This is a genomic window from Raoultella sp. T31 (assembly GCF_002806725.1).
Lineage (GTDB): Bacteria > Pseudomonadota > Gammaproteobacteria > Enterobacterales > Enterobacteriaceae > Klebsiella > Klebsiella electrica.
The window spans coordinates 120,521-145,311 of sequence record NZ_PIBO01000010.1; the positions used below are offsets into that span (position 1 = coordinate 120,521).

Here is a 24,791-nt window from a genome sequence, read left to right on the forward strand (position 1 = left end):
AACCCGGTATTTCCGGCGCAGAATCCCCCTCGGCATAACGTCTGTTTACCCGCAGGTATGTGAATCAAATCCCGATCCCGATTTATCCTCCCTGCTCAGCCACGGAGAGTGTCGATGTCCGCCAGTCAGCAGGGAAATTCACTTTAGCCTTCGTTCACTTCCGTCAGTTGTACGGATGCCATGGCGCGTTTTTTCTTGAACATATAGCCCGCCCCCAGCACCAGCAGCCATGCCGGGATCAGACACACAGAGATACGAATCCCCGGCGTCATAAACATCACCACCAGGATCCCCGCCAGAAACAGCAGACAAATAGCGTTAGTCAGCGGATAACCAAGGCTTTTAAAAGCGGTGGTTTTCCCGGCTTTCTGCATGGCGAGACGGAATTTCAGATGGGTGATGCAAATCATCGCCCAGTTGATCACCAGGGCAGCAACCACCAGCGCCATCAGCAATTCGAAGGCTTTGCCCGGCATCACATAGTTGATTAGCACACACAGCGCCGTTGCGACAGCAGAAACGCCGAGCGCGGCCAGCGGGATCCCCCGGCGGTTCACCTTGAGCAACGAACGCGGCGCGTGGCCCTGCCGCGCCAGGCCAAACAGCATCCGGCTGTTGCAGTAAACGCAGCTGTTGTAGACCGACAGTGCGGCGGAGAGCACCACCAGGTTGAGGGCGTTAGCGACAATATTGCTGTCCAGCGCATGGAAAATCAGGACGAACGGGCTGCCACCTTCCACCACGTTTCTCCACGGATAGAGCGACAACAACACGGCCAGCGAACCCACATAAAACAACAGGATGCGGTAGATAACTTGATTGGTGGCTTCAGGAATGCTTTTTTGCGGGTTGTCGGCTTCCGCCGCCGTGATCCCCACCAGCTCCAGACCGCCAAAGGAGAACATGATCACCGCCATCGCCATCACTAATCCGCTGATACCGTTCGGGAAGAAACCGCCGTCCTGCCACAGGTTCGCCACGGAAGCTTCCGGACCGCCGCTGCCGCTGAACAGCAGATAGCAACCAAAGGCAATCATGCTGATGATGGCCGCCACCTTGATGATGGAGAACCAAAACTCCATCTCGCCGTACACTTTAACGCTCGTCAGATTGATGGCGTTAATGGCCACAAAGAAAATGGCCGCCGACACCCACGTAGGCACGCCCGGCCACCAGTACTGAATATAAATCCCGACCGCCGTCAGTTCCGCCATGCTTACCAGCACATACAGCACCCAGTAGTTCCAGCCGGACATAAACCCGGCGAAGGGCCCCCAGTAGCGATTGGCGAAATGGCTGAATGATCCTGCCACCGGCTCTTCAACCACCATTTCACCGAGCTGTCGCATAATAAAAAAAGCAATGAGCCCGGCTATCGCGTACCCCAGCAGTACGGATGGCCCGGCCATGCGAATGGTCTGCGCAATACCTAAAAAAAGCCCGGTGCCAACGGCCCCGCCAAGCGCAATTAACTGGATGTGGCGGTTTTTTAACCCGCGTTTTAATTCATTATCTTGCTGTGCTGCCATCTTTAAGCTTCCCCTGTTTGTAAACATCACTCTCGGCATGAGCAACTTCCAGGCCAGCCAGAGGGAAGAAATCGACAACGGCAGGTTAACCAACTGAAAAAATAGAAAATTAAATCTTCAGCCAGATTCACACTTTGTGAGCATTGGCGGATTTATCATCATAATCGCGCAATAAATAATCCTGATTTGCACATTCCATGAGAAAAACAGCCTTAACATGCATGAAAGCGAACCATTTTGGTGCAAAGGGAAAAAGCGCAACGCCGTCAGGCTTCCCGCCATCAAAAAAACTGTTAGTCTGATAGCCTCTTTTTTGTTCCGGTATTGGCTCACATGTATAACATTGACGACTTTGATCTGAAAATCCTCACCTTGCTGCAGGCCAATGGCCGTTTGACCAATCAGGAACTGGGCGGTCTCGTCGGCCTTTCCGCTTCCCAGTGCTCACGCCGTCGTATCGCGCTGGAACAGGCGCAACTGATTCTCGGCTACCACGCGCGGCTCGCTCCGGACGTGGCCGGGCGTGAAATGCTGGGGTTAATTGAGGTGCGCCTCTTAAACCACACGCAGGAGTATGTGGAGAGCTTCCACCAGATGCTGAGCGAAGTAGACGCCATTCTTGATGCCTGGAAAACCACCGGCGACGCTGATTATCTACTCCGGGTTGCCGTAGCGGATTTGCCGGCACTGAGTCATTTAATCAGCCATATTTTGGCTCAGAACAAAGGGGTTGCCCATTTGAAAACCTCGGTGGTGCTGAACAGGCTGAAAGAAAATGGTCAGTTGATGCCAGGAAGCGGTTTAGTGCCCTGAAACGAGGCAATGCATTTTATTTTGGTGCAATCATTTGCTTAATTGATGTATGCAAACGACAAAAAATACACACATTGCCCGCAATAAGGCCATAATACGCACGAAGTAAGCAAAAACTCTCTTTCACAATATCAATGCATTAGCGATAAGGCTGTCTGTATTTTCCGCGCTCAATCGCACCAGCAAGCGTTTCTGGTGCGATTTTTGCAGAATATGACTTATCTTTCGCCATCATTGGATCGTACTTTCTTATGGATAATGTCCTGACTCCCAATAAACTCGCGCACTCCTGGCTGGAAGATGCGCTGGCGCTGCTGTTCAGCACGCTGATGATCTCTTTCGGCATTATTTTATTTCGCCAGGCAGGCGCGCTGACGGGCGGTACAGCCGGCATGGCGTTTCTCATCCACTACGCCGCCCATGTGCCGTTTAGCGCCGCCTTCTTTGCGATTAACCTGCCGTTTTACTGGCTTTCTGTTCGCCGAATGGGGGCGCAGTTCACCCTCAAAACCTTCTGTGCGGTAGCGCTGGTGTCGTTATTTTCCGAGCTGCACGGCCGCTTTATCCATTTCGACCAGCTCAATCCTTATTACGCCACGCTGTTCGGCAACGTTGTGGTAGGGATTGGTTTTGTGGTGCTGTTCCGCCATAAAGCAAGCCTCGGCGGCGTCAACATTCTGGCGCTCTACCTGCAGGATAAAAGCGGCATCCGCGCCGGTAAATTCCAGATGGTGGTCGATGCCTGCATCGTGACCGCGTCGCTGTTCTTCGTGAGCCTGCCGATGCTGGCGACCTCTATTGTAGGTGCCGTGATCCTCAATTCGATTATTGCCATGAACCACCGCCCGGGACGCTATGCGGTGTAATGAATGCGCCAGGTCCTGGTGGAGACGCTCAAAGACGCCCTGCCGGAGCACGACTTTTCGTGGTTGCTAACCCAGCGCGGTATGTTCAGTGACACCGGGTTCAGCGCGCAACAGGTGGATAAGCTGCGTGAAGCATTTGGCGTCTACTTGATTGCCCGCGGGCGTGTCTGTATCGCGGGTCTTAACCGCGGCAATATCGCGCGCGTAGCCGCGGCCTTCGCCGCCGTAAAATAACTCAGCGACTGCCTGCCCTGTCTCCCGACAGGGCAACATATTGACAGGGGATAAAATAAACTCGCGCACATTTGCACATATGTGCAAAAAACTCGTAAAACTGTCACATTGCGCCGATATATTCCTGTCTGTCTTTCATAGCCAGGGGTAAACCCGTGTCTTACCAAGTTGAAATCCGCCACCGCCCAGGCGTGTGGCCCAGAATCCGTCATACGCTGTCGATTATCAGCCATGAACCCGCCAATCTGCTGGCCGCGCTGCTGCTGATGCTGTTCAGTTGGATAATCCTTGCCCCGGTAGTCTCGGTGCTGCTGAATGCGGTTCTGGTTCAGAGCGGCGATGAAGGCCGCATCGGCGCGCCCGAAGGCACCGTCACCGCCTATTACCTGCTGCGCACGCTGACCTCGCGGATGTCCGAACTGCTCCTGTGGACGCCGATGCTCAATACGCTGGCGGTGGCCCTGAGCACCGTGGCCGGGGCGATGGTGGTCGGCGTTGCGCTGGCGTGGCTTATCAACCGCACCGATATTGCCGGCAGAAAGTGGTTTGCCACCCTGCTGATCGTGCCGTTTATGCTGCCTTCCTGGACCTTCGCGCTGGCGTGGAGCACAATTTTCAAAAACCACGCCATCGGCGGACAGCCGGGCTGGCTGGAAGCCATGGGCATTCAGACGCCGAACTGGATGGCCTATGGCTACTTCCCTATCGTCACCATTATGGTGCTGCACTACGCCCCGCTGGTGATCCTGATTGTCGGTAACGCGCTGAAGCGCATGGACAGCCAGATGGAAGAGTGCGCCAGGGTGCTCGGCGCATCCCGCAACGCGATCGCCTTTAAAATCATTATTCCGCTGGTGCGCCCGGCGCTGCTTTCCGCCGCGCTGCTGATTTTTGCCGACTGCATCGGCGAGTTCGCCCTGCCCTATATCCTCGGTCTGCCGGTGCATTTCGATACGCTCTCCACCGGGCTGTATCGCGCTATCGGCACGCGCCAGTCCGGCGTGGCGGCGGTCATCGCCACGGTGATCATGCTGATGGGTATGCTGACCCTGATGCTGGATATGAAAATGCTGCGCGAGGCAAAACGCTTCGTCACCGTGGGCGGCAAGGGCGTGATGGAGCGCCGTAGCCATCTGGGCCGCTGGCGCATCGCCGCCGGGACAATACCGCTACTGTTCGTGGCACTCGGCGTGGCTATCCCGCTGCTGACCCTGTTCCTGTCGACCATTATGATCCTGCCGGGGCGCTTTACCGCCGATAACTTCACCCTCGCCTACTGGCTCGGCCATGACCTCGATACGGTGGCGCTGCGTAACGGCATTCTCTTGACCACCGAGTTCTGGTACACGGTGTGGAACACGCTGCTTATCGTCGGCTCGGCGTCCGTCGCCTGCGGCGTGCTGGGGCTGCTGGTCGGCTACGCGGTGATGCGCTGCCATTTCCGCTGGATGGCCGCCTGCCTGCGCCAGCTAACTTTCCTGCCTTATCTGGTGCCCGGCATCGCCTTCGCCGCCGCCTTCCTGTCGTTGTTTGCGGTGGCCAGAGGACCGATCCCGGCGCTGTACGGTACGCCGCTGATTCTGGTACTAGCGCTGATCGCGGAAAAAATGCCGTACGCCAGTCGTTCCGGTATCGCCGCGATGACCCAGTTGGGCAAAGAAGCCGAAGAGGCGGCGCGCATTGCCGGAGCGGGCTGGTTCGCCCGTATCCGCCGCATCGTGATCCCGATTCAGGCCGCGCCGCTGGCCACCGGGGTACTACTGCCGTTTATCTCAGGGATTAAAGGCGTAAGCCTGTTCGTGATCCTCGCCACCCCGGCGACCGATGTGCTGACCACCTATTCCCTGCGCCTGATTGACTACAACTACCAGCAGGCGGCCAACGCCGTGGTGCTGATGATTGCGCTAATTTCATGGGCTGGCACGGTGATTATCCAGAAGATCACCGGTACCGGTCTGGCTGACGGACTGGAGAAATAAGATGCCGACGATTCATTTGAACAATCTCACCAAAACCTACCCCGGCAGCGATACGCCGGCGGTCAACAATATCAACCTGACGGTGAAAGATGGCGAGTTTATGTGCCTGCTGGGGCCGTCTGGCTGCGGGAAAACCACCATCCTGCGGATGATCGCCGGGATTGAGCATGCCAGCGGCGGCGAGATCCGCATTGGCGATAAGCTCGTCGATTCCATCGCCCATGGCACTTACGTGCCACCTGAAAAGCGTGGCATCGGCCTGGTGTTCCAGAGCTACGCGCTCTGGCCACATATGACCGTCGAACAGAACGTGGATTTTGGCCTGCGTCTGCAAAAGGCGCCTACCCACGAGCGTATCGCCCGTTGCCAGGACGTGATGGAAAAGCTGCGCATTGCCGATTACGCCAAACGCTATCCGGCACAGCTTTCCGGCGGCCAGCAGCAGCGCGTGGCCCTGGCGCGCATGCTGGCGGTGAACCCCGGCGTATTGCTGCTGGACGAACCGCTTTCCAACCTTGATGCCACCCTGCGTCTGGAGATGCGCGCCGAGCTGCGTCGGCTGCATGAAACCTTTGGCACCACCATCGTCTTCGTCAGCCACGATCAGTGGGAAGCGATGACCCTCGCCACGACCATTGCGGTGATGAGCGCCGGGCATATGCAGCAGGTCGGGACCCCGGATGAGATTTACGCCACCCCGGCCAACCGCTTTGTCGCCGAGTTTATCGGTACGCCGCGGCTGAATATGATCCCTCTGAACCAGCCGGTCAGCCCGCTCGCATCGCACCTTCAGCAGCGCTTTAACCTGCTCGATCGCACCCTGCACTGCGGCATTCGCCCGGAGGAGATCGTGCTCAGCGAAGGGGCTGGCAACAACGGTATTACGATGACCATCGACAACATTATGCCCACCGGTGGCAGCTGGGTGATTGAGCTGGTGGCCGGTGAAGATCGCCTGTTCCACTCCACGCAGTTGCGGCCGCGCTGGCAACCGCGCCAGCAGGTGCACTGCCAGCTCCCGACCCACTCCCTGCACTTCTTTAACAGCAGCGGGCTGCGTCACGACATTTACGCACGTTAACTCGTCTTTATCACTTTGAAGGGAACCACCATGAAGCGCAATTTGACCGCCGCCGTTGTCACCAGCGCCCTGCTGGGCAGCACATTTGCTCAGGCTGAAACCGTCGATCTTCAGCAACTGATCGCCGCCGCGAAGCAGGAGCAGCCGATTACCGTCTATGCCTCCACCGGCAAAATCGTTCAGCAGGCGAAAGCCTTCAGCGAGCGGTACGGGCTACAGGCTAACGGCGTCAAGGCCGATGCCCCGCAGATTATTGAAATTATCAGCCGGGAAGCGCAGGCGAAAAACGTGCGGGCCGACGTCGCCATCGTTGAGGATGCCCCGGCGGGGATGACGCAGCTGCTGAACAAAGGGTATGTCCAGAGCTGGGTTCCGGACGATCTGAAAGGCAGCATTCCCGCGCGCTATCAGGATCCGCTGACCGTGGTACTGGCCCCGAACGTTTTTGCCTATAACACTGCCCATCACGCCACCTGCCCGGTGACGAATCTCTGGCAGCTGACCGAACCGGCCTGGCGGGGCCGTGTGGCAATGCAGGACCCGACCAGCAAACCGGCCTACACCGACTGGTTCAGCCAGATGGAAACCCACTACGACCAGCAGATGCGCGATGCCTATCAACAGCAGTTCGGCAAGCCGCTGCAAACTGATGAGAAATCCGCCACTGCGGCCTTTGTCAAAGCGCTGGCGGGCAACGGCGTGCTGCTGACCCATTCCGATAACGATGCGGCCTCGGCTATCGGTGCGCCGGACGGTAAAACCGACTTCGTTGGCCTGGTATCCACCGCCAAATTCCGTGACAACAAGCAGGGCATGAAGCTGGGCCTGTGCGGTGGACTGAAGCCGTTTATCGGCTGGAATTATCCGAGCCTCGGCGTGGTGGCCACCGGCAGCAAAAGCCCGAACACCGCGAAGCTGTTTATTCACTATCTGCTGACTGCCGAAGGCATTGGTCCGCAGGGCGTGGATGGAAAAATGTCCACCAACCCGGCGGTAAAACTGCCTGCCAATGAGGCTTCCGGTATCGAAAAATATCGCGGCGAGCTGATGGAATACCTGACAGCGACGGCGAAAGAGGACTGGAAAAGCCGCCAGGACTGGCAGGATATCTGGAACCTGAACTACAAAAAATAGCGCATCGTGTAGCAACGAAGTCGTTCCTATTCACTCTCAACAGGCAGCATACTTTGACCACTATCGATATTGCCCGGCGCGAAGCGGCGCTCAAACGCATTATTACCGAGGCCGGGGACACCGCCCTGCGCTTCTTCCACTCCCGTCAGGCGGGCGAATACCAACTGAAAGGCCACCAGGATATTCTCACCGAGGCCGATACCTTCGTTGAGGCGCTGATCCTGCAGGCGATTGGCGACGCCTTCCCCGATGATCTGATCCTCGGCGAAGAGTCCGCCAGCCAGCCTGCCAGCGCGGAGAGTCTGTGGGTGGTCGATCCGATTGACGGTACCGCCAACTTTGCCCGCGGCATCGCCCACTTCTGCGTCTGTATTGCCTGGGTGCACCACGGCGTTACCGAACTGGGAGCAATTTATAACCCCTCAAGCCAGGAGCTGTATCTGGCGCGGCGCGGCCACTACGCGCTGAAAAACGACCAGCCGCTGCGCTGCACGGCGGTTACCGACACGCAGCGTGCCGCCGTTGAGCTGGGATGGTCTGCCCGCCACAGCCAGCGCCGCTATCTGGAGGTGATGGCATCGCTCCTGAATCTCGGCACCAGTGTGCGGCGCGGCGGTTCCGGCGCGCTGGCGCTGGCGTGGGTGGCGGAAGGCCGCACCGACGGCTACGTGGAAATTCATATGAACGCCTGGGACTGCCTGGCCGGAATGCTGCTGGTGCGCGAAGCCGGTGGACGAACTGGCATCGCGCCCGACACGGCAGAAGGGATTTTCAACGGTCTGCCGGTGCTGGCGGTTGCCCCCGGCATCGCCGCCGAACTAGCCCGTGCGGCGGGTATTCCGCTGGCGGAAGACACGGCTGCGAAAACCGCGACGGCGGGAACAACGGCCAACACTGGCGAGACGATGACACACCGCGAACCGGACGCCGCTCCGGCTTGCGCCAGCACACTATCAGGAGCGGCGGAGATACCCCCGGCGCCGCAATATCCCCGCCCGCCGATCAGTCTGATTGTGGAAAATTTTCCCGGCTGGGAAATGGATATCTATATCGGCGGTTCCGCCGGGGTGAGCGATGCCGCGCTGCTGGCGGAGCACGATATCGGGGTGGTGATTAACTGTGCGGTGAATCTCGACATCGACTGGGTCAACGTGCCGGAAGCCGGAGCCGCCGCACATCTGCTCTCCCACGGCGGCGGGCCGGTTCGTTACTACAAGCTGGGGCTGATCGATGGCGACGGCAACGCGCCGGAGATGCTGCACGCGAGCTATCAACTGATGCGCTCGGCGCTGCTGCAACAAATCCCGGATAAAGCCTCCTACCGCAACCGGCGGCGCGGCAATGTCCTGGTCAACTGCCGCGGCGGCCGCAGCCGCTCGGTGGCGTTAGTCGCACTATTTATGCACCTGGAGTGCCCGCAGCGCTTCCCGACGCTTGATGCCGCAATGGCGTTAATCCGCGATCGCCGACAGCTCCATCCGGATGAATGGTTTGAAGCGCCAAAGCCGTCACTGATCCGCCTGGCGGAACATGCCATCCTTCGCGAACGGGCGATAGCCGCAGCGGAACCGTATGATGAACGATAAGAGTAAACAGTCCGGATTTGCCAGCGCCACCGAGGTGGCGCGCCTGGCGGGCGTATCACGCTCGGCAGTATCGCGTACCTTTACCCCCGGCAGCAGCGTTTCGGCGGAAACCCGGCGCAAGGTGCTCGCCGCCGCAGAGGTGCTGAACTACCACGTTAACCATCTGGCACGCGGCCTGTCGAAAGAGGCCAGCCGCCCGGTGTGTATCCTCGGCGGCAACCTGGCGTCGCCGTATCAGTCCAGCCTGCTGGAGCACCTGACCCGCCGCCTGAACAAAGCCGGACGCGCGGTGATGGTTATCAATACCGATGACGGCGAAGCAAGTGCGAAAGAGGCGCTGCAGCAGACCTTAAACTACCGCTCCACCGCCACCATCGTGCTGTCGGGCAAACCACCCGGCTCGCTGATTGAGATCTGTCTGCAAAGCGGCCAGCAGGTGATTCTGATTAACCGTATGGGACAGTATGCCGGTGCGGACACTATCGACATCGACTACAGCACGACGATGAAAGAGGCTTTTGACCAGCTGATTGCCGCCGGATGCCAGCATCTTGCCGTGGTCTCCTCCAGCGCACGCTCGCCCAGCATGGTCATTCGTGAAACCCGCTTTATGCAGGCCGCAGCCGATGCGAAGACCGACGTATCGCTGATCCGCCCCGGCAGCACCAGCTACCAGACCGGCGTTCTCGCCGCGCGTAAACTGTTAAGCCAGCCGCTGCGCCCGGACGGCGTATTCTGCGTCACCGATTTGATCGCCTGCGGTTTTATCGACGCCGCGCGCCACGAATTTGGCCTGCGCATTCCGCAGGATCTCTGCGTGATCGGCTTCGATGATATTGAGCAAGCCCGTTGGCTCGGCTATCAGCTCACCACCTTCTCGCAGCCGCTGGCGGAGATGGCGCAAGCGGCCTGTGAACTGCTGCTTTCCCCGGATGCGCAACGACCGGAAAGCCGGGTTTTTGATGCGCGGCTGGTGAAGCGAGGGACGCTGCGCTGAAGCCAGATTCAGCGCGGGTACGCCCGGCGATAGAGACCGGCCGTCCTGTTCGCCTTCATGTGCCGGGCTCCCGCGGCAAAGGCCCAACGTAAAAGTAGAGTACGGAGTGATTCAGGAAGTACGACCAGGAAGACGTTAGCGAAGAAGACAAACCTTGTTGCGGCCATGAAGTTTTGCGTCATAGAGTGCCGAGTCAGCCCCTGACAAAAGACATTGCATGAGCTCCGCATACATCGAGTTCGCGGCAACAAAACATAAGGATCGATCAATGACGCATGCAGCAATCGGAAGCGACAAATAAATTTTTTTAAATTCAATATCGTTCATTCAGCCCCCTTACACCACGAAGTCACCATATCAGTACAGGTAAACTCCCTGCCCCCAAAATCTGAACGGTCCAAGGACGGACTGACGCCTTAGGGTTTATTGTAATACTCATTTTCTTTCCAGAGGGGTTACTGGAAAAGTTTTTGGCGGAGATGTCTATTACAGACAATATAAGCCTGGTTGATAGCGGGAAGTGTTAATCAACGATAAGCTGGCCTGAGGACTTATTACCTGTAAGGGGTAATAAATCCTCAGTGAATGCGACAACAGCGCTTGTCTAGAGCGAGCCTTCACCTTCATAAGCTTGACGATAAAGCTCAATGATCTGCTCTTTCGTCGCTTTTCTTGGGTTAGTTAGCTGGCAAACATCTTTTTTGGCATTTTCCGCCATAATGGCAAAATCTTCAGTTTTGACCCCCAGACTTTTCAGATCGGCAGGAATGCCAACCTGTTTGCTCAGACGACGGATGGCGGCAATCGCTTTCACTGCCGCTTCATCGGTCGACAGTCCTGCGACTTTTTCCCCCATGGCTTCTGCAATATCGCGGAAGCGATTAAGATTCCCAATCAGGTTAAAAGATTCGACGTAAGGCAGGAGAATAGCGTTACATACGCCATGAGGAAGGTTATAGAATCCGCCCAACTGGTGCGCCATCGCGTGTACATAGCCCAGCGAGGCATTATTAAACGCGATCCCGGCGAGGTACTGGGCATAGGCCATATTGTCCCTTGCCTTCATATACTCACCATTCGCTACCGCTTTGGGCAGATATTGAGTAATCATCTTAATAGCTTGTAATGCGGCAGCATCTGTCAGCGGATTAGCCATTGTCGACACGTAGGCTTCGATAGCATGAGTCAGCGCATCCATGCCGGTGGCGGCGGTAAGAGAAGGCGGCATTCCAACCATTAATACCGGGTCGTTAATAGAAATTTGCGGGGTTACACGCCAGTCCACGATCGCCATTTTCACCTTGCGACTGGTATCCGTAATAATACAAAAACGGGTAATTTCGGAGGCTGTACCTGCGGTGGTATTGATAGCCATCAACGGAATCATATCGTTGTTGGATTTATCCACCCCTTCATAATCACTGATCTTTCCGCCATTTGCCGCGACCAGTCCGATGCCTTTCGCACAGTCATGAGAGGAACCGCCACCGAGTGAAACAATCCCGTTACAACCGTGTTCACGATAGCATTCGATGCCTGCCGCGACGTTTTTATCCGTGGGGTTTGGCTCTGCGCCACCAAATATATATACATCGATCCCGGCTTCTTGATAGATTTTCGCCACACTATCCGCCATGCCGTTCTTTTCGAGAAACGCGTCGGTGACAATAAGGATTTTTTTTACATTTAACGTTTTTGCCAAAGTACCCGCTTCCTGCACACTGCCTTCACCAAATATATTTCGTGCAGGCAGAAAATAATATGTCGACATGACTCATCCTCTATTAATCAATGTGATTGTTATACTGTTCATTACCGTGTTTAAACGCCAGATGACCCTATCAGCGGCTTAGCATCCCAGGACAACGGGTGATGAGAATAAAAGCGCTGACTGAACATGTGTAGTTAATGTTAAGGAAAAGCTGAAAGGGAACAGTGAACAACCTCACAAATGCAGTGGTTTTTAACAAGAGAATTTAAATTTGTTTACATAGTGGTGCCGAAATCCCCTTTCTCATCGTTAAGTTGCCTAGCAGCTGCTTCCCTGCAGGGCATCGCCAGCCGCGCCGAGGTGAAGAACACTTTTTCATCACCTTTCAGCGAAATCTATTCCCTGCCCGCTGAAGATATTGCGCCCAGCGGCACTAGCCGCAGCCAGATCCTGGTCTCTGTTAAGACAGAAATGCCATCTCAAAGTAAGCGAAACCTGTGGAGGGTTAACAAGGTCTGTCATATCCAGACTCCCCGGCGACAATAGCGGCTCTCCCTCTACAAATAAGCGGAAGGATATTTTGTCGGTTGACGCATGATATTAGGATGCTGTTAGCGCGCTGTTTTCAGCAGATATCGCCAGCAGGATGCGAGTCGTAATGGAAATAACCCACCACAACACCACTATTCTCTTGAAATAAACATTGGCCGGTGCGCTAAGGCCGGGCGGTCGCGGAAGTCCCGCCCGGAGGAAAGGGTTTACTGGAACGGTTTCACATCGCCGACGCCTTCGCGCAGCACCACGGGCGCGTCTTCGGTCAGATCGATGACGGTGGTCGGCTGCTGACCCAGATAGCCACCGTGAATAATCAGATCCACCAGCTTCTCCAGCCGGTCTTTGATCTCTTCGGGATCGGATTCGGTAAATTCGCTGCCCGGCAGCATCAACGAGGTCGACAGCATCGGTTCGCCGAGCGTCTCCAGCAGCGCCTGGGCTATCGGGTTCGACGGCACGCGCATGCCGATGGTCTTACGCTTCTCCTGCAGCAGGCGACGCGGTACCTCTTTGGTCCCTTTGAGGATAAACGTGTAGTTGCCCGGAGTGTTGTTTTTAATCAGGCGAAACGCCACGTTATCGACAAACGCGTAGGTGGACAGCTCCGACAGATCGCGGCACATCAGCGTGAAGTTGTGGCCATCAGGCAGCTGACGAATACGGCAAATACGCTCCATCGCGCCTTTATCTTCAATCTTACAGCCCAGCGCGTAACCGGAATCGGTGGGATAAACGATCACCCCGCCCTTACGCACAATCTCCACCGCCTGGTTAATCAACCGTACCTGCGGGTTGTCCGGATGGATATAAAAAAACTGGCTCATACTTCCCTCTCAATTTTATTCTGCGGCCGTTTCCCAGCTGTGCCAGATCCCTTCCACACCAGCGGGTAGCCAAAGTTTGCGGCCCAGTTCGATCCACGGACAAGGCTGATGAAAATCAGAGCCTTGCGAACCCAGAAGACCAAACTGCGCGGCATACGCGGCAAGCTGCGTACGTTCATGGGGCGCCTGCTGACATTGCGCCAGTTCCATCGCATCGCCACCCTGCTCGCTGAAGTGGGCCAACAGCCGTTTCAGCCACTTGGCGGAGAGGTCGTAACGCCCGGGATGGGCGATAACCGCTTTGCCGCCAGAATGATGAATGACATCAATCGCTTGTTTTATTGTACACCACTGCGGCGGAACGTATCCGGTTTTCCCGCGGGCGAGGTATTTTTTAAAAACGTCGGCGATATTGCTGGCATGCCCGGCATCCACCAGGAAGCGCGCGAAATGTCCGCGGGTGACCGCCCCGCCGTCGGCAAGCTTCATGGCGCCCTCCCAGGCGCCAGGAATCCGCGCTTTCTCCAGCCGCTCGGCGATCATCTGCGCGCGCAGCTGGCGACGCGCCTTCTGCTCTTCCAGAAGCGCGGTCAGCGCCGGGTGCGCAATATCAATATTCAGCCCGACAATATGAATCTCGTGGTTTTCCCACAATGTTGAAATTTCCACCCCGGTCACCAGCGTCAGCGGTAAACCGGCGCGGGCGATTTCGGCACGCGCTGCGGGGATCGCCGCCACGGTATCGTGGTCGGTAATCGCCAGCGTCCCGACGCGCATCTGGTGAGCGCGATGAACCAGTTCTTGCGGAGTCAGCCGCCCGTCAGAGGCGGTGGTATGGCTGTGCAGATCGTAAATCACTGCGTATTGGGTGTCGCTCAAAGAGACTCCTGCTGGACATGGGCTTAAATTAGCGCATTATCATAACGACTCACGGAGAAAATCTGCAAACAGGGGTTGACTTTATTCCTCTGGACTAGTTAACTAGTACGCAAGTTCACATGAAGGGGTATCACGATGAAAACGCAATATATCACTCTGCACGGCTGGTGGCGCACCTCCTGATATCGGGCGGCGTGATCGCGTTTTGCACTCAGCATACAGATACCCGGCCCGCCAATGAGCGGGCTTTTTATTGGACAAATTATTATACCGAAAGGCGACAACAATAATGCAAACATCAAAACCGGCACTTGAGCTTCTCACCAGCGACGCCATTTACCGCGAGAATCCCACGGCGTTATTCCACCAGCTTTGCGGCGCTCGCCCGGCCACGCTGCTGCTGGAGTCCGCGGATATCGACAGCAAAGATGATTTAAAGAGCCTGCTGCTGGTGGACAGCGCGCTGCGCATTACCGCACTAGGTGACACCGTCACTTTACAGGCGCTGTCCGCTAACGGCGCGGCGTTGCTGGATTTACTGGATAACACCCTGCCTTCGGGCATCGGCAATCAGCGTCAACCCAACAGCCGGATCCTGACCTTCCCGCCCGTCAGCGCGCTGCTGGATGAAGATGCTCGCCTGTGCTCTTTATCAGTCTTCGACGCCTTCCGTCTGCTGCAGGAGCTGGTGACCGTCCCGTCGGACGAGCGCGAAGCGATGTTCTTCGGCGGCCTGTTTGCCTATGACCTGGTGGCCGGTTTTGAAAATCTGCCGGCGCTGGAAAGCGACACCGCCTGCCCGGACTACTGCTTCTATCTGGCCGAAACCCTGCTGGTTATCGACCATCAAACCAAAAATACCCGCATTCAGTCGAGCCTGTTCACCCCGCTGGAAAATGAAAAACAGCGTCTGGTACAGCGAATTGCCCAGCTTCGCCAGCAGATTAACGAGCCGCCTGCGCCGCTGCCGGTGACCAAAGTTGAATCGATGACCTGCGACTGCGATCAAAGCGATGAAGAGTACGGTGCGGTGGTACGCAAAATGCAGCGCGCCATTCGCGCCGGTGAAATCTTCCAGGTGGTGCCGTCCCGTCGCTTCTCTCTGCCCTGCCCGTCGGCGCTGGCGGCCTACGACGTTCTGAAAAAGAGCAACCCCAGCCCGTACATGTTCTTTATGCAGGATAACGACTTCTCTCTGTTTGGCGCCTCGCCTGAAAGCTCGCTGAAATATGACGCCGTCAGCCGCCAGATTGAGATCTACCCGATTGCCGGCACCCGCCCGCGCGGCCGCCGTGCCGACGGATCGCTGGATCGCGATCTCGACAGCCGTATCGAGCTGGAAATGCGCACCGACCATAAAGAGCTTTCCGAGCATCTGATGCTGGTTGACCTGGCGCGTAACGACCTCGCGCGAATCTGTACGCCGGGCAGCCGCTACGTCGCCGACCTGACCAAAGTAGACCGCTACTCCTTTGTGATGCACCTGGTGTCCCGGGTGGTTGGCGAACTACGTAGCGACCTCGACGTGCTGCACGCCTATCGCGCCTGTATGAATATGGGCACCCTGAGCGGCGCGCCGAAAGTCCGCGCCATGCAGCTTATCGCCGCCGCCGAAGGCAAACGCCGCGGCAGTTACGGCGGCGCGGTGGGTTACTTTACCGCCCACGGCGACCTTGATACCTGCATCGTGATTCGTTCTGCCTACGTGCAGGACGGCATCGCCATCGTCCAGGCTGGCGCCGGTATTGTTCTGGATTCAGTGCCTCAGTCCGAAGCGGATGAAACCCGCAATAAAGCTCGCGCGGTGCTGCGCGCAATCGCTCAGGCCCACCACGCTAAGGAGACTTTCTGATGGCCGACATTCTGCTGCTCGATAATATCGACTCTTTTACCTACAACCTGGCAGACCAGCTGCGTGCGAACGGCCATAACGTGGTGATTTACCGTAACTCGGTTCCGGCACAGACCTTAATTGAGCGTATTGGTACGATGGATAATCCGGTACTGATGCTCTCCCCGGGGCCGGGTACCCCCAGCGAAGCGGGCTGCATGCCGGAGCTGCTGACCCGGCTGCGCGGCAAGCTGCCGATCATCGGTATCTGCCTCGGCCATCAGGCCATTGTGGAAGCCTACGGCGGCTACGTGGGCCAGGCTGGCGAAATCCTCCACGGCAAGGCCTCCAGCATCGAACATGACGGTCAGGCAATGTTTGCCGGGCTGAGCAACCCGCTGCCGGTGGCGCGCTATCACTCGCTGGTCGGCAGTAATATTCCGGCCGGGCTGACCATTAACGCCAACTTTAACGGGATGGTCATGGCGGTGCGTCATGATGCCGACCGCGTCTGCGGCTTCCAGTTCCATCCGGAGTCGATTCTCACCACCCAGGGCGCACGTCTGCTGGAGCAGACCCTGGCGTGGGCGCTACAGAAACTCGAACAGACCAACGTGATTCAGCCGATCCTCGAAAAACTGTATCAGGCGGAAACCCTGAGCCAGCAGGAAAGTCACCAGCTGTTCTCTGCGGTGGTGCGCGGCGAGGTCAAACCCGAGCAGTTGGCTGCTGCGCTGGTGAGCATGAAGGTGCGCGGTGAACAACCGCAAGAGATTGCTGGCGCCGCCACCGCCCTGCTGGAAAACGCCGCGCCGTTCCCGCGTCCGGATTACCTGTTCGCCGATATCGTCGGTACCGGCGGCGACGGCAGCAACAGCATCAACATCTCCACCGCCAGCGCCTTTGTGGCCGCGGCCTGCGGCCTGAAAGTTGCCAAACACGGCAACCGCAGCGTCTCAAGCAAGTCGGGCTCTTCCGATCTGCTGGCGGCGTTCGGTATCAACCTGGATATGCATGCCGATAAGTCCCGCGCCGCGCTGGATGAACTGGGCGTCTGCTTCCTGTTTGCGCCGAAGTATCACACCGGTTTCCGCCATGCGATGCCGGTTCGCCAGCAGCTGAAAACCCGCACGCTGTTCAACGTGCTCGGGCCGCTGATTAACCCGGCGCATCCGCCGCTGGCGCTGATTGGCGTCTACAGCCCGGAACTGGTGCTGCCGATTGCCGAGACCCTGCGCGTGCTGGGCTACCAGCGTGCCGCGGTGGTTCACAGCGGCGGGATGGATGAAGTGTCGCTGCATGCGCCGACGGTCGTCGCCGAGCTGAATAACGGGGAAATCAAAAGCTATCAGCTGACAGCCAATGACTTTGGTCTTACCCCTTACCATCAGGAGCAGCTGGCTGGCGGCACGCCGGAAGAAAACCGTGACATTCTGACGCGCTTGCTACAAGGTAAAGGTGAAGCCGCTCACGAAGCCGCCGTCGCCGCCAACGTCGCCATGCTGATGCGCCTGTACGGCCACGAAGACCTGAAGGCCAACGCTCAGCAGGTGATCAATGTGCTGCGCAGCGGAGCGGCCTATGACAGAGTGACCGCATTAGCGGCAAGAGGGTAAATAATGCAGACCGTTTTAGCAAAAATCGTTGCCGACAAAGCGATTTGGGTAGAAGCACGCAAACAACAGCAACCGTTAGCCAGTTTTCAGAACGACGTCGTCCCGACTCAGCGTAATTTTTACGATGCGCTCGCCGGTACCCGCACCGCGTTCATTCTGGAGTGCAAAAAGGCGTCTCCGTCGAAAGGACTGATTCGCCAGGATTTTGACCCGGCGACCATCGCCGGTGTCTATAAAAATTACGCCTCGGCCATCTCCGTTCTGTGCGACGAGAAATATTTCCAGGGCAGCTTCGACTTTCTGCCGATCGTCAGCGCCATCGCGCCGCAGCCGATTCTGTGCAAGGATTTCACCATCGATCCTTACCAGATCTACCTGGCGCGCTATTACCAGGCCGACGCCTGCCTGCTGATGCTGTCGGTGCTTGACGACGACCAGTATCGCCAGCTTGCCGCCGTGGCCCATAGCCTGAACATGGGCGTGCTGACCGAGGTCAGCAACGAAGAGGAGCTGGAGCGCGCCATCGCGCTGAAGGCCAAAGTGGTCGGGATTAACAACCGCAACCTGCGCGATATGTCGATTGATCTGAACCGCACCCGCCAGCTGGCGCCGCGCCTGGATCATGATGTGACGGTTATCAGCGAATCCGGTATCCATACTTACGCCGAAGTGCGCGAGCTCAGCCATTTTGCCAACGGTTTCCTGATAGGCTCCGCCCTGATGGAACAGGCCGATCTTGATGCCGCCGTGAAGCGCGTGCTGCTCGGCGAGAATAAAGTCTGCGGCCTGACCCGTCCTCAGGATGCGCAGATCGCCTGTGAATCCGGGGCGATTTATGGCGGGCTGATTTTTGTGCCCTCCTCGCCGCGCGCCGTGAACGATGCCCAGGCGCAAGAGATTATTCAGGCCGCCCCGCTGCGCTACGTTGGCGTATTCCGTGATGCCCCGGTAGAAGAGATCGTTGTCCGGGCTGACAATCTGCAGCTGGCTGCCGTTCAACTGCACGGCAGCGAAGATCAGACGTATATTGACGCTCTACGCGCCGCGCTGCCGGACAGCGTCCAGATCTGGAAAGCCCTCAGCGTCAGCGATACCCTGCCCGCGCGCAACTTCGCCCATGTCGATAAGTACGTATTCGATAATGGCCAGGGCGGTAGCGGCCAGCGTTTCGACTGGACGCTGCTGCAGGGTCAGGACCTGCGTAATGTCATTCTGGCAGGCGGCCTGGGCGCCGATAACTGTGTAGAAGCCGCGAAAAGCGGCTGTGCCGGACTCGATTTCAATTCAGGCGTAGAGTCACAGCCGGGTATTAAAGATCCCAGCAAACTGGCTTCGGTGTTTCAAACACTGCGCGCATATTAAGGAGCAATAATGAGCACTTTACTTAATCCCTACTTTGGCGAATTTGGCGGTATGTATGTCCCGCAGATTCTGATGCCTGCCCTGCGCCAGTTGGAAGAAGCGTTCGTCAGCGCGCAGAAAGATCCTGCGTTTCAGGCGGAATTTACCGATCTGCTGAAAAACTACGCCGGTCGCCCGACGGCGCTGACCAAATGCCGTAACCTGACCGAGGGAACCCGCACCACGCTGTATCTGAAGCGCGAAGATCTGCTGCACGGCGGCGCGCACAAAACCAACCAGGTGCTGGGCCAGGCGCTGCTGGCTAAACGAATGGGTAAAACCGAAATTATCGCCGAAACCGGCGCCGGTCAGCACGGCGTGGCATCCGCACTCGCCAGCGCCCTGCTCGGCCTGAAGTGTCGCATCTATATGGGCGCAAAAGACGTTGAACGCCAGTCGCCGAACGTGTTCCGCATGCGTTTAATGGGTGCCGAAGTGATTCCGGTGCACAGCGGTTCCGCCACGCTGAAAGATGCCTGTAACGAAGCGCTGCGCGACTGGTCCGGTAGCTACGAGACCGCGCACTATATGCTCGGTACCGCAGCGGGCCCGCATCCGTTCCCGACCATCGTGCGTGAATTCCAGCGCATGATTGGCGAAGAGACCAAAGCGCAAATTCTCGAAAAAGAAGGTCGTCTGCCGGATGCGGTGATTGCCTGCGTCGGCGGCGGCTCTAATGCTATCGGCATGTTTGCTGACTTTATCGATGAAACCAACGTCGGTCTGATCGGCGTAGAGCCTGCGGGTCATGGGATTGAAACCGGTGAGCACGGCGCGCCGCTGAAACACGGTCGCGTCGGCATCTACTTCGGGATGAAGTCGCCGATGATGCAAACCGCAGACGGTCAGATTGAGGAATCCTACTCCATTTCCGCCGGTCTGGACTTCCCGTCCGTTGGCCCGCAGCACGCCTTCCTCAACAGTACCGGCCGCGCCGATTACGTGTCGATTACCGATAACGAAGCGCTGGAAGCCTTCAAAGCGCTCTCCCGCCATGAAGGGATTATTCCGGCGCTGGAGTCCTCTCACGCTCTGGCGCATGCGTTGAAAATGATGCGCGAAAACCCGGAGAAAGAGCAGTTGCTGGTGGTTAACCTGTCCGGCCGCGGCGATAAAGACATCTTCACCGTACACGATATTCTGAAAGCGCGAGGGGAAATCTGATGGAACGTTATGAGACGCTGTTTGCACAACTGAAAACCCGCCAGGAAGGCGCGTTTGTTCCCTTCGTCACCCTCGGCGATCCGAACCCTGAGCTGTCGCTGAAGATCATCGATACGCTGATTGAAGCTGGCGCCGACGCACTGGAGCTGGGGATTCCGTTCTCCGATCCGCTGGCGGATGGCCCGACGATTCAGGGCGCGACCCTGCGCGCCTTTGCCGCGGGCGTTAACCCGGCGCAATGTTTTGAAATGCTGGCGGCGATTCGCCACAAACACCCGACTATCCCGATTGGCCTGCTGATGTACGCCAACCTGGTATTCAGCCCGGGTATCGACGAATTCTATGCCCAGTGCGAACGCGTGGGCGTCGATTCGGTGCTGGTCGCCGATGTCCCGATTGAAGAGTCCGCCCCGTTCCGTCAGGCGGCGCTGCGCCATAATATCGCGCCGATCTTCATCTGCCCGCCTAACGCCGATGATGACCTGCTGCGCCAGATTGCCTCCTGGGGCCGCGGCTATACCTACCTGCTGTCGCGCGCCGGCGTGACCGGAGCGGAAAACCGCGCCGCGCTGCCGTTGCAGCACCTGGTGGAAAAGCTGGCCGAATATAACGCCGCGCCGCCGCTGCAGGGCTTTGGCATCTCCGCGCCGGAGCAGGTGACCGCCGCGCTTGAAGCCGGCGCCGCCGGGGCGATTTCCGGTTCGGCGATCGTGAAGATCATCGAGCGCAACGTTAACGATCCGCAGACCATGCTGGCCGAGCTCAAAGCATTCGTGCAGAGCCTGAAGGCGGCGACGCGCTAATCGAACACGGCATACGGTAACGGCTTTAAGCGAAAAGCCGTTACTAGCGCTGTTTACCCACCCCATCCAGCGCTTCCATAACGGGACTCAGCAGATAACTCAGGATTGTTCTGCGTCCCGTTTTTATTTCACCGGTAACCTGCATCCCCGGTTCAAGAGGTTTTTCCTCTCCTTCCACCATCAACGTTCGCTGTTTCAGGGAAATCACCGCCCGATAAACCAACCCCAGCTCCCGATCTTCAACGGCATCAGCCGAGACCTGCCGGAGCTCTCCCGTCACCCACCCATAGCGGGTGAAGTCAAAGGTACTGATTTTCACCGCCGCTTTTTGTCCGGGCCGAAGAAAACCGACATCCTGGTTCCTGACCATGACTTCCGCCACCCGTTCACCGCTATCCGGGACTATCTTCAGCAGCTCCTGCGCGGGCTCCACGGCGCCGCCCGCATCCCTGAAGACCAAAGACTCCACCGTTCCGCTGACCGGCGCGCGCAACAGGTATTGCGCGCTCAGGGACTGGAGCTGGCTTAACTGGGTTTCCAGCACCCGGTTTTCATCGCTGCGCTCAGCGCTCTCTTTAGCAAGGGCGTTGGTTTTATCGGCCGTTCTCGCCAGGGCTTCCTGCTCTGTCTGATGGAGAGTGTCGCGTACCTCCTGTAAACGAGTTTCTGCGGCCACCACCCGATGCCGGGACTCGGTATATTTTTTCCCACTCTCCAGCAGGCTGTCCCGACTGGTGAGCTTCTTTTGATACAGCGATTCCAGCGCCTGATATTGTTCTCTGAAAACCGGCAGCAGCTTTTCAGCCAGCGCTTTTTCTCCCTGCCCCTCGGCCAGCTGCGCCAGCAGTACCGCTCTTCTGCTGTCAAACACCGCTTTTTCACGACGGTCCGCCTCGATTTCCGCCGTTAGCCGCAACGCCGCCTGTTCCGCCAGCGCGACATCCTCTTGTTGGTACGCGGGAGAAAGCTGAGCGGTAACGATCCCCTGATGATAATAACGGTTAAGCAAGGTCAGACGCGCAATGTGAAACCGGTTAATACGCTGGCGCAGCCGGTTCTCTTTTATTTGCGCCTGCAAATGACCATCGTTAAATTTGATCAGCGGCTGGCCCTGAGCCACGTGCATCCCCTCCCGCACCATCACCGCCGCGACTTCAGCGGTGACCGCGGCATTCACCGGGCGCGACAGTTCGCTCACTACAATTTTCCCCTGCGTCACGGCAACAATATCAACCTTACCCCAGGCCGCCCATAAGAACGCCGCGGACATCGTCAACATCACGCACCAGATGATGCCCCTGCCCGCAGGCGAAGGCGGCGTATCCTGAACCTCCAGCACCGCGGGGAGAAATTCCCGATAGCGCTTCATCCGGCCATCCCCTGCTGTAGCGCATATAAACGTGCGTACAGACCGTTCTGCGTAAGGAGTGCAGCATGCGTTCCCTGCTCGCCGATCCCGCCCCTTTCCATCACGATAATACGGTCGGCCAGCCGCACGGCGGACAAGCGGTGAGCAATAATGAATACCGTCCTTCCCCGACAGATTTCCGCCATATTGTGGTGAATAATCCGTTCAGACTCGTAATCCAGCGCGCTGGTGGCTTCGTCGAGAATCAATACCTTCGGGTCAGTTATCAGGGCGCGGGCAAGGCCGATACGTTGTTTCTGCCCGCCGGAAAGTTGCCCACCGTGTTCGCCAACCGGTGTGTCATAGCCCATCGGAAGTTCACTGATAAACTCATGGGCGCCGGCCAGCGCGGCAGCGGCCATGACCTGCTGCTGCGAGGCATCGGGTACGGCAAGGGCGATATTCTCCCGCAGGGTGCCGGAGAAAAGCAGAGTTTCTTGTAACACGACGCCAACCTGACGGCGCAACCATTGCGGATCGGTATGAGCGATATCCGTTCCATCAATAAATATCTGGCCTGCCGAGGGTAAATACAGCCTTTGCATCAGTCTCGCCAGCGTACTCTTACCCGATCCCGAGCGCCCTACGATGCCAATAACCTCGCCCGGCCGCACGGATAGCGTCACGCTGTTCAGCACCTGAGCGCCGCCGGGATGATAGGCAAAGCTGATCCCGGCGAACCTTACCGCCCCCTTCATCCGGGCGAGAACGATGCCGCTCGCAGGCTGTTGCTCGGTAGGCATATTCAAAATATCCCCCAGCCGTTTGATGGAAACCGAGACCTGCTGTATGTCCTGCCATAGCTGTACAAGGCGCAGCACCGGCGCGGTAACCTGGCCGGCAAACATGTTAAAGGCAATCAGCGCGCCGACCGTCATGTCGCCCTGAATAACCTGCTGCGCGCCGTACCACAGGATAGCCACGCTGGTTGCCCGGCTAATAAAGCGGGAAATCTGCCCGGCAATATTCCCCAAATTCTGCGTTCTGAAGCTGCTGCTGACAAAAGCGGCGATTCGGGTATCCCAGCGACGGACCATATGATGTTCAACCGCCATCGCTTTCAGCGGCTCGATCGCCGTGATGCTCTCCACCAGAAAAGCCTGATTCTGCGCTCCCTGGCGAAACTGATCGTTGAGACGACGGCGCAGAGATGGCGTGATAAGCGCCGATAAAATGGCGTAAAAAACCAGTGAAATAATGACGATAAGAGTCAATGGAATGCTGTAGAGCGCCATGACGACGAAGAAGAGCACCATAAAGAGCAGGTCGGTACAGAGCGTCAGAGCGCTGCCGGTGAGAAATTCCCGTACCGTTTTGAGTTCGTGAACCCGCGCTACGGTAACGCCTGCCTGTCGTTCTTTAAACCACGCCAGCGGCAGCGACAGGAGATGACGAAAGAGCAATGAACTCAAGGTGACATCAATTCTTTGCGCGGTATGCGCCAGCTGGTAAGTTCGTAGTCCATCCAGTACGACTTCAGCAACGGTAATACCGAGCATTCCCAGCGCCAGGACGTCCAGCGTCGTCAGACTCTGATGGGCCAAAACCTTATCGACCACGACCTGGAAAAAAAGGGGGGTGATTAATGCCAGCAATTGAATAAAAAATGAGGCCAGCAAGACTTCACCAACCAGCCTGCGATACTGCATAAATGCCTGCCAGAACCAGCGCAGATTGAACTCGCTGACCAGCTTTTCCACAGAGAAGCGTTGGCTAAATAAAAAACCGCCGACCCTGGCCCCTTCCACAGGCGAGTACACGGAGGGTTGCGGCCGATCGATCTCCTGAACCAGCCATTGCCCGTCCTTAACCGCCAACAGCACGCTATATCCCCGATCGGGTAAATGAACCAGCGCCGGCAGAGGTAAGCGCGAGGTAACGTGCAGGCGGGGATAGTAGCGACAACGAAAGCCACAATGGCGGGCCGCACGTACCAGTTGCAGGGTGATGTGATGTTCCGCATCGACAAAAAATTGCTCACGCAGGGCGCGGATATTCACCGCCGTACCGTGGTAGCGGGCGATCAGCCGCAGCCCCTGCCATAGATTATCATCCGATGACATAACGCAGCTCCACTAATAGCCAATGGCCGTTCGCCAGTTTTCCGCCGTCGTTTGCGCGGTAGCCAGCGGTATAGCCACCCCGGCATTGTCCGCATCATCAACGTCGCCCGAGGCCAGAAACTGGCAGATCTCCTGCTTCAACAGCGCGATGTCTGCCGTGCTTTCCGCGGTATCCATGACCGGTAAAGGAATATTGTGTTCGATATAATTCAGCACATCCTCCGGCAGCCATAGCGTGCCATCGGCGAAGGCGATCTGCTCCACCTGATAGTAGTCCAGACTGAAGAACCCCTGGATAATCACGCTGTCCGCCCGGT

Annotated in this window: 20 protein-coding genes, 1 pseudogene and 1 other annotated feature; of the genes and pseudogenes, 13 read left to right on the forward strand and 8 right to left on the reverse strand. The window is 57.5% G+C overall.

Going from position 1 to position 24,791, the window contains the following annotated elements:
* Positions 1-143 precede the first annotated feature (143 nt).
* On the reverse strand, positions 144-1,529 hold the full coding sequence (locus CWM52_RS09960) for an amino acid permease (protein WP_100683952.1): 1,386 nt from the start codon (positions 1,527-1,529) through the stop codon (positions 144-146).
* Positions 1,530-1,862: 333 nt separating this feature from the next.
* Here CWM52_RS09960 and CWM52_RS09965 point away from each other — a divergent pair, with 333 nt between their 5' ends.
* The 8 genes and pseudogenes from CWM52_RS09965 to CWM52_RS10000 all read left to right on the forward strand — a co-directional run bounded on the left by CWM52_RS09965 (position 1,863) and on the right by CWM52_RS10000 (position 10,219).
* Positions 1,863-2,342 carry an Lrp/AsnC family transcriptional regulator gene (locus tag CWM52_RS09965; RefSeq protein ID WP_100683953.1) on the forward strand — a complete coding sequence of 160 codons (480 nt, stop codon included), beginning with the start codon at positions 1,863-1,865 and terminating at the stop codon, positions 2,340-2,342.
* A gap of 251 nt (positions 2,343-2,593) precedes the next feature.
* Positions 2,594-3,208 (forward strand): YitT family protein, encoded by a 615-nt coding sequence (locus tag CWM52_RS09970; protein ID WP_100683954.1) that lies wholly within the window; start codon positions 2,594-2,596, stop codon positions 3,206-3,208.
* Between the two features lie 3 nt (positions 3,209-3,211).
* Positions 3,212-3,442, forward strand: a pseudogene (locus CWM52_RS09975) (aminotransferase class I/II-fold pyridoxal phosphate-dependent enzyme); the annotation flags it as partial.
* A gap of 155 nt (positions 3,443-3,597) precedes the next feature.
* Entirely contained in the window at positions 3,598-5,421 is a 1,824-nt protein-coding gene (locus CWM52_RS09980) for an ABC transporter permease (RefSeq protein ID WP_100683955.1), read from the forward strand.
* Position 5,422: 1 nt separating this feature from the next.
* The gene (locus tag CWM52_RS09985) at positions 5,423-6,502 is read left to right on the forward strand and encodes an ABC transporter ATP-binding protein (protein WP_100683956.1); all 1,080 of its coding nucleotides are present in this window, start codon (positions 5,423-5,425) and stop codon (positions 6,500-6,502) included.
* Between the two features lie 30 nt (positions 6,503-6,532).
* The gene (locus CWM52_RS09990) at positions 6,533-7,636 is read left to right on the forward strand and encodes an ABC transporter substrate-binding protein (protein ID WP_100683957.1); all 1,104 of its coding nucleotides are present in this window, start codon (positions 6,533-6,535) and stop codon (positions 7,634-7,636) included.
* A 53-nt stretch (positions 7,637-7,689) separates the two neighbouring features.
* The gene (locus tag CWM52_RS09995) at positions 7,690-9,222 is read left to right on the forward strand and encodes an inositol monophosphatase family protein (RefSeq protein WP_100683958.1); all 1,533 of its coding nucleotides are present in this window, start codon (positions 7,690-7,692) and stop codon (positions 9,220-9,222) included.
* The gene (locus tag CWM52_RS10000) at positions 9,209-10,219 is read left to right on the forward strand and encodes a substrate-binding domain-containing protein (protein ID WP_100683959.1); all 1,011 of its coding nucleotides are present in this window, start codon (positions 9,209-9,211) and stop codon (positions 10,217-10,219) included. The genes CWM52_RS09995 and CWM52_RS10000 overlap by 14 nt, the downstream gene beginning before the upstream one ends.
* Before the next feature lie 135 nt (positions 10,220-10,354).
* On the opposite strand, the gene CWM52_RS10005 is transcribed toward CWM52_RS10000, so the two are convergent.
* The 4 genes from CWM52_RS10005 to rnm form a co-directional block, all read right to left on the reverse strand.
* The gene (locus CWM52_RS10005) at positions 10,355-10,546 is read right to left on the reverse strand and encodes a hypothetical protein (protein ID WP_100683960.1); all 192 of its coding nucleotides are present in this window, start codon (positions 10,544-10,546) and stop codon (positions 10,355-10,357) included.
* Between the two features lie 277 nt (positions 10,547-10,823).
* On the reverse strand, positions 10,824-11,990 hold the full coding sequence (locus CWM52_RS10010) for an iron-containing alcohol dehydrogenase (protein WP_100683961.1): 1,167 nt from the start codon (positions 11,988-11,990) through the stop codon (positions 10,824-10,826).
* Between the two features lie 698 nt (positions 11,991-12,688).
* Positions 12,689-13,309: an L-threonylcarbamoyladenylate synthase gene (locus CWM52_RS10015; RefSeq protein ID WP_100683962.1), complete on the reverse strand. Its 621-nt coding sequence runs from the start codon at positions 13,307-13,309 to the stop codon at positions 12,689-12,691.
* A gap of 15 nt (positions 13,310-13,324) precedes the next feature.
* Complete coding sequence (rnm, locus tag CWM52_RS10020; RefSeq protein WP_100683963.1) at positions 13,325-14,188, reverse strand: RNase RNM; 864 nt, start codon at positions 14,186-14,188, stop codon at positions 13,325-13,327.
* A gap of 159 nt (positions 14,189-14,347) precedes the next feature.
* Positions 14,348-14,443: a sequence feature (Trp leader region), on the forward strand.
* 34 nt (positions 14,444-14,477) lie between these two features.
* Here rnm and CWM52_RS10025 point away from each other — a divergent pair.
* From CWM52_RS10025 to trpA, 5 genes are read left to right on the forward strand one after another with little or no spacing between them, the layout of a single operon-like run.
* On the forward strand, positions 14,478-16,040 hold the full coding sequence (locus tag CWM52_RS10025; RefSeq protein WP_100683964.1) for an anthranilate synthase component 1: 1,563 nt from the start codon (positions 14,478-14,480) through the stop codon (positions 16,038-16,040).
* A complete protein-coding gene (gene trpD / locus CWM52_RS10030) occupies positions 16,040-17,635 on the forward strand; it encodes a bifunctional anthranilate synthase glutamate amidotransferase component TrpG/anthranilate phosphoribosyltransferase TrpD (protein ID WP_100683965.1) in 1,596 nt (531 codons plus the stop codon). Before CWM52_RS10025 ends, trpD begins: the two co-directional genes overlap by 1 nt.
* 3 nt (positions 17,636-17,638) lie before the next feature.
* Positions 17,639-18,997, forward strand: coding sequence for a bifunctional indole-3-glycerol-phosphate synthase TrpC/phosphoribosylanthranilate isomerase TrpF (gene trpCF / locus CWM52_RS10035; RefSeq protein WP_100683966.1), 1,359 nt, complete (start codon positions 17,639-17,641; stop codon positions 18,995-18,997).
* A gap of 9 nt (positions 18,998-19,006) precedes the next feature.
* Positions 19,007-20,200 (forward strand): tryptophan synthase subunit beta, encoded by a 1,194-nt coding sequence (gene trpB, locus CWM52_RS10040; RefSeq protein ID WP_004860995.1) that lies wholly within the window; start codon positions 19,007-19,009, stop codon positions 20,198-20,200.
* Positions 20,200-21,003, forward strand: coding sequence for a tryptophan synthase subunit alpha (trpA, locus tag CWM52_RS10045; protein WP_100683967.1), 804 nt, complete (start codon positions 20,200-20,202; stop codon positions 21,001-21,003). The genes trpB and trpA overlap by 1 nt, the downstream gene beginning before the upstream one ends.
* 43 nt (positions 21,004-21,046) lie before the next feature.
* Here the strand turns inward: trpA and CWM52_RS10050 are convergent, their stop codons facing one another.
* From CWM52_RS10050 to CWM52_RS10060, 3 genes are all read right to left on the reverse strand, one after another.
* On the reverse strand, positions 21,047-22,372 hold the full coding sequence (locus tag CWM52_RS10050) for an HlyD family type I secretion periplasmic adaptor subunit (RefSeq protein ID WP_100683968.1): 1,326 nt from the start codon (positions 22,370-22,372) through the stop codon (positions 21,047-21,049).
* Positions 22,369-24,474, reverse strand: a complete 2,106-nt coding sequence (locus CWM52_RS10055) for a type I secretion system permease/ATPase (RefSeq protein WP_100683969.1) — start codon at positions 24,472-24,474, stop codon at positions 22,369-22,371. Before CWM52_RS10055 ends, CWM52_RS10050 begins: the two co-directional genes overlap by 4 nt.
* Positions 24,475-24,486: 12 nt before the next feature.
* The coding region (locus CWM52_RS10060; RefSeq protein ID WP_133121738.1) for a calcium-binding protein at positions 24,487-24,791 on the reverse strand (305 nt) is incomplete at its 5' end.